Origin of the sequence: Marmoricola sp. Leaf446 (assembly GCF_001424755.1) — a bacterium.
Lineage (GTDB): Bacteria > Actinomycetota > Actinomycetes > Propionibacteriales > Nocardioidaceae > Marmoricola.
This window is the reverse complement of the sequence record NZ_LMRF01000002.1, coordinates 271,322-275,513: the sequence shown is the minus strand read 5'-3', so window position 1 is coordinate 275,513 and position 4,192 is coordinate 271,322. Positions and strand designations below refer to the sequence as shown.

At 71.5% G+C, this 4,192-nt stretch carries 4 protein-coding genes and 1 pseudogene; 2 read left to right on the top strand and 3 right to left on the bottom strand.

Going from position 1 to position 4,192, the window contains the following annotated elements; all coding sequences use genetic code 11:
* Together ASG49_RS19305 and ASG49_RS09340 are read left to right on the top strand one after the other, a co-directional pair.
* Nucleotides 1-493: pseudogene (locus ASG49_RS19305) on the top strand (glucose-6-phosphate dehydrogenase); the annotation flags it as partial.
* Nucleotides 494-539: 46 nt separating this feature from the next.
* Nucleotides 540-1,388, top strand: coding sequence for an aldo/keto reductase (locus ASG49_RS09340; RefSeq protein ID WP_056540648.1), 849 nt, complete (start codon nt 540-542; stop codon nt 1,386-1,388).
* A 116-nt stretch (nt 1,389-1,504) separates the two neighbouring features.
* Here ASG49_RS09340 and ASG49_RS09335 read toward each other — a convergent pair whose 3' ends face one another.
* The 3 genes from ASG49_RS09335 to ASG49_RS09325 form a co-directional block, all read right to left on the bottom strand.
* Entirely contained in the window at nt 1,505-2,041 is a 537-nt protein-coding gene (locus ASG49_RS09335) for a hypothetical protein (protein ID WP_056540645.1), read from the bottom strand.
* Between the two features lie 94 nt (nt 2,042-2,135).
* Entirely contained in the window at nt 2,136-3,209 is a 1,074-nt protein-coding gene (locus ASG49_RS09330; protein ID WP_056540641.1) for an ABC transporter ATP-binding protein, read from the bottom strand.
* Nucleotides 3,209-4,174: an ABC transporter ATP-binding protein gene (locus ASG49_RS09325; RefSeq protein ID WP_369814216.1), complete on the bottom strand. Its 966-nt coding sequence runs from the start codon at nt 4,172-4,174 to the stop codon at nt 3,209-3,211. Before ASG49_RS09325 ends, ASG49_RS09330 begins: the two co-directional genes overlap by 1 nt.
* Nucleotides 4,175-4,192 lie beyond the last annotated feature (18 nt).

The following is a 4,192-nucleotide window of genomic DNA, read 5'->3' as shown; positions in this document are numbered from 1 at the left end:
CCTCCGCACCGGCAAGCGCCTCGCCGAGGGGGCGCGCATCATCTCCATCGCCTTCCGCGAGCCGCCGCGCTCGATGTTCCCGGCCGGCTCCGGTGTCGGCGACAACGGGCCCGACCACCTCACCTTCGACCTCGCCGACCAGTCGAAGATGTCGCTGTCCTTCTACGGCAAGCGGCCCGGCCCGGGCATGAAGCTCGACAAGCTCTCGATGCAGTTCGCGATGCACGAGACGGGCTGGGCGGGCGAGGTGCTCGAGGCCTACGAGCGCCTCATCTACGACGCCGCGCGCGGCGACCGGACCCTGTTCACCAGCGCCGAGGGCATCGAGCGCCTCTGGGAGGTCTCGCAGCCGCTGCTCGACAACCCGCCCCCGGTGCGGCCCTACGCCCAGGGCTCCTGGGGACCCAACCGGATCCACCAGCTGATCACCCCGCACCTGTGGCGGCTCCCCTTCGAGCGCACCTGGCGCGACTCCAAGGAGCCGCGCGGCTGAGACCGGCGTCGGAATAGAGGGCGGGGCGCCGGGTATTGAGGAGGACATGGCATCTGTCCCGAACCTGACCCTGAACGACGGCAACTCCATCCCGCAGCTCGGCTTCGGGGTGTTCCAGGTCCCGCCGGAGGACACCGCGCGGATCACCGGCCTGGCCCTGGACGCCGGCTACCGCCACATCGACACCGCGCAGATGTACGGCAACGAGAAGGGCGTCGGCGAGGCGCTCGCCGCCTCCGACCTGTCCCGCGACGACGTGTTCGTGACCAGCAAGCTCAACAACGGCTTCCACGAGCCCGACGTGGCGCGCAAGGCGTTCGACGAGACGCTGGAGAAGCTCGGCACCGACCACGTCGACCTGTTCCTGATCCACTGGCCGCTGCCCACGCGGTACGACGGTGACTTCGTCTCCACGTGGAAGACGCTCATCGAGTTCCAGCAGCAGGGCCGCGCCCGCTCGATCGGCGTCTCCAACTTCCAGCCCGCGCACCTCGAGCGGCTGGCCCAGGAGACCGACGTCGTGCCCGCGGTCAACCAGATCGAGGTCCACCCCTACTTCGGCAACGAGGCCGCCCGGGCCGCCAGCCACGACGCCGGCATCCTGGTCGAGGCCTGGTCCCCGATCGCCCAGGGCGGTGTGCTGCAGGACGAGACGATCTCCGCCATCGCCGAGAAGGTCGGCCGCAGCACCGCCCAGGTGACGCTGCGCTGGCACGTGCAGCGCGGCGACATCATCTTCCCCAAGTCGTCCTCGGAGGAGCGGATGAAGGAGAACTTCGCCATCTTCGACTTCGAGCTCGACGACGAGCAGGTCCGGGCCATCGACGCGCTCGACCAGGGCGAGAAGGGCCGCACCGGTCCCAACCCCGACGAGTTCGACTACATCCCCGACTGAGCACGAGGGGCACCCGGGGCCACCCGGGGCCACCCCCCCGGCGTACGACGTGATCAGGGCCGGTCCCCTCGGGGGCCGGCCCTGCGTCGTCCCCACCCTGCGGCGTGGGCGGGAGGTCAGCCGATGGTGACCTCGACGACGTTGCTGGCCTTGCGGTTGGCGGGGTCGTAGAGCCGGAACAGGTTCTCGCCGGTCCGGCCGCTCATCACGTAGGTCTGGAACGTGCCGGCGGTGACGCCGGCGTCGACGCCGAAGTTGGTCCAGGCGCCGTCCTCCTGGCGCTGCACCTCCAGCCGGGCGTTGTCGCCGCCGCGGTAGGTGCCGGTCAGGTTGATGCGCTGCATCGGGCCGACCGAGGCCGGGCTCACCGAGAGGGCGATGTCGCCGCCGGCGGACTCCGAGGGCGACTCGCTGGGCTGGGCGGTCGGCGACTCCTCGCCGGGCACCGGCAGCGCCGAGGACGGGAGCGGGTCGCTCGGCTCCGTGGTCGAGCCCACGGCGCCCTCGGAGCCGCCCTCGTCCAGCCCCAGGGTGCGGACCATGAGCGTGGTGCCGAGCGCGATCAGCACCGCCACCGCCAGCAGCGCGACGAGCCCCTTGACCAGCGCTCCGCGCACCTGCTCGGAGCGCTCGTCCTGATCGTCGTGGTCCATCGCGAAGGCCTCCGGGCGGGGATCGGGGGTCGGCGACCGGCGGTGCCGGTCCGGGCTCGGGCCCGTCGAGCGTACCGAGGTCCGGACGCCCTCCTCAGGCGGTGGGGGTCGGCGTGGACACCGGTGTCGCGGGCGTCACGTTCTCCGGGAAGTGGCAGGCCACCAGGTGGGAGGGACCTCCGAGCGGCACCAGCGGGGGCTCCTCGGTGCGACAGACCTCCTGGGCCTTCCAGCACCGGGTGTGGAAGCGGCAGGCCGGCGGCGGGTTGATCGGGCTGGGCACGTCGCCCTGGAGGCGGATCCGCTCGCGGTTCTGCCGGCGGCCGGTGTCGGGCACCGGCACCGCCGAGAGCATCGCCACGGTATAGGGGTGGTGCGGGCGGTCGTAGAGGTCGTCGCGGTCGGCGACCTCCACGATCTTGCCGAGGTACATCACCGCGACCCGGTCCGAGACGTGGCGTACGACGGACAGGTCGTGCGCGATCATGACGTAGGTCAGCCCGAGCTCCTCCTGGAGGTCCTCCAGCAGGTTGACCACCTGGGCCTGGATCGAGACGTCGAGCGCGGAGACCGGCTCGTCGGCCACGATCAGCCTCGGCTTGAGCGCGAGCGTCCGGGCGATGCCGATGCGCTGCCGCTGGCCGCCGGAGAACTCGTGCGGGTAGCGGTTGTAGTGCTCGGGGCTCAGCCCGACCAGCTCGAGCAGGTCCTGCACCGCCTGCTTGCGACCGCCCTCGGGCTCGACGCCCTGCAACCGGAACGGCGCCCCGACGATCTTGCCCACGGTGTGGCGCGGGTTCAGCGAGGAGTAGGGGTCCTGGAAGATCATCTGGATGTCGCGCCGCAGCGGCCGCATCCGGCCCTCGGACAGGTGCGTGATGTCCTGCCCGTCGAAGCGGACGGTGCCGCCGGTGGGCTCGAGCAGCCGGGTGACCAGGCGCGCGGTGGTGCTCTTGCCGCAGCCGGACTCGCCCACGATCGAGAACGTCTCGCCGCGGCGCACGGAGAAGTCGACGCCGTCGACGGCCTGGACCGCGGTCCTGCCGCGGCGCAGGAACCCGCCCTTGATCGGGAAGTGCTTGACCAGGCCCTCGACGCTGAGCAGCACGTCGCCGTCGGGGGCCGGGGTCGCGCCGTCGGCGTGGCGGTCGGTGGTCGGAGTCGTCATCAGGCGAGCCTCGGGGAGATCTCCTGCGCCCAGACCTGCTGGCGCTCGGCGGTGGGCAGGTGGCAGGCGGCGCCGTGGCCGACGTGGGCGCCGGTGCCGCTGCCGGCGGGCAGCAGCTCGGGACGCTCGGTGGTGCAGGCGTCGCCGCGCACGCGGTCGGAGAACTCGCAGCGCGGGTTGAAGGCGCAGCCCGACGGCACCCGGATCAGGCTCGGCGGGGTGCCCTTGATCGGCAGTAGCCGCTCGGTCGGCGGCCGGTCGAAGCGGGGCATCGACCCCAGCAGACCCCAGGTGTAGGGGTGCTCGGGGGCGTTGAAGATCGCCTCGGCGCTGCCCTGCTCGATCCCGCGGCCGGCGTACATCACCACGATGTCGTCGGCGAGCTCGGCGACGACGCCGAGGTCGTGGGTGATGATCACGACGGCGGAGTCGAACTCCTGCTGCAGGTCACGGATCAGGTCGAGGATCTGGGCCTGGACCGTCACGTCGAGCGCCGTGGTGGGCTCGTCGGCGATGAGCAGGCTGGGGTCGCACGAGAGCGCCATCGCGATCATCGCCCGCTGCCGCATCCCGCCGGAGAACTGGTGGGGGTAGGCGTCGATGCGGCTCCGCGGCTCGGGGATCCCGACCCGGTCGAGCATGTCGATGGCGTGGGCGCGGGCGGCCTTCTTGGAGACCTGGTTGTGGATCCGGTAGGCCTCGATGATCTGGTTGCCGACCGTGTAGAAGGGGTGCATCGCCGAGAGCGGGTCCTGGAAGATCATCGCCATCTTCTGCCCGCGGAGACGGCGCACGTCGTCCTGCTTCGCGCCGACCAGCTCCTGGCCGTCGAGGCGGATCGAGCCGCTGATTCGGGCCGATCGGCTGGTGTGCAGCCCCATCACGGCCATGCTCGAGACCGACTTGCCCGAGCCGGACTCGCCCACGATGCCCAGGGTGCGGCCGCGCTCGACGGAGTAGGACAGGCCGTCGACGGACTTGAC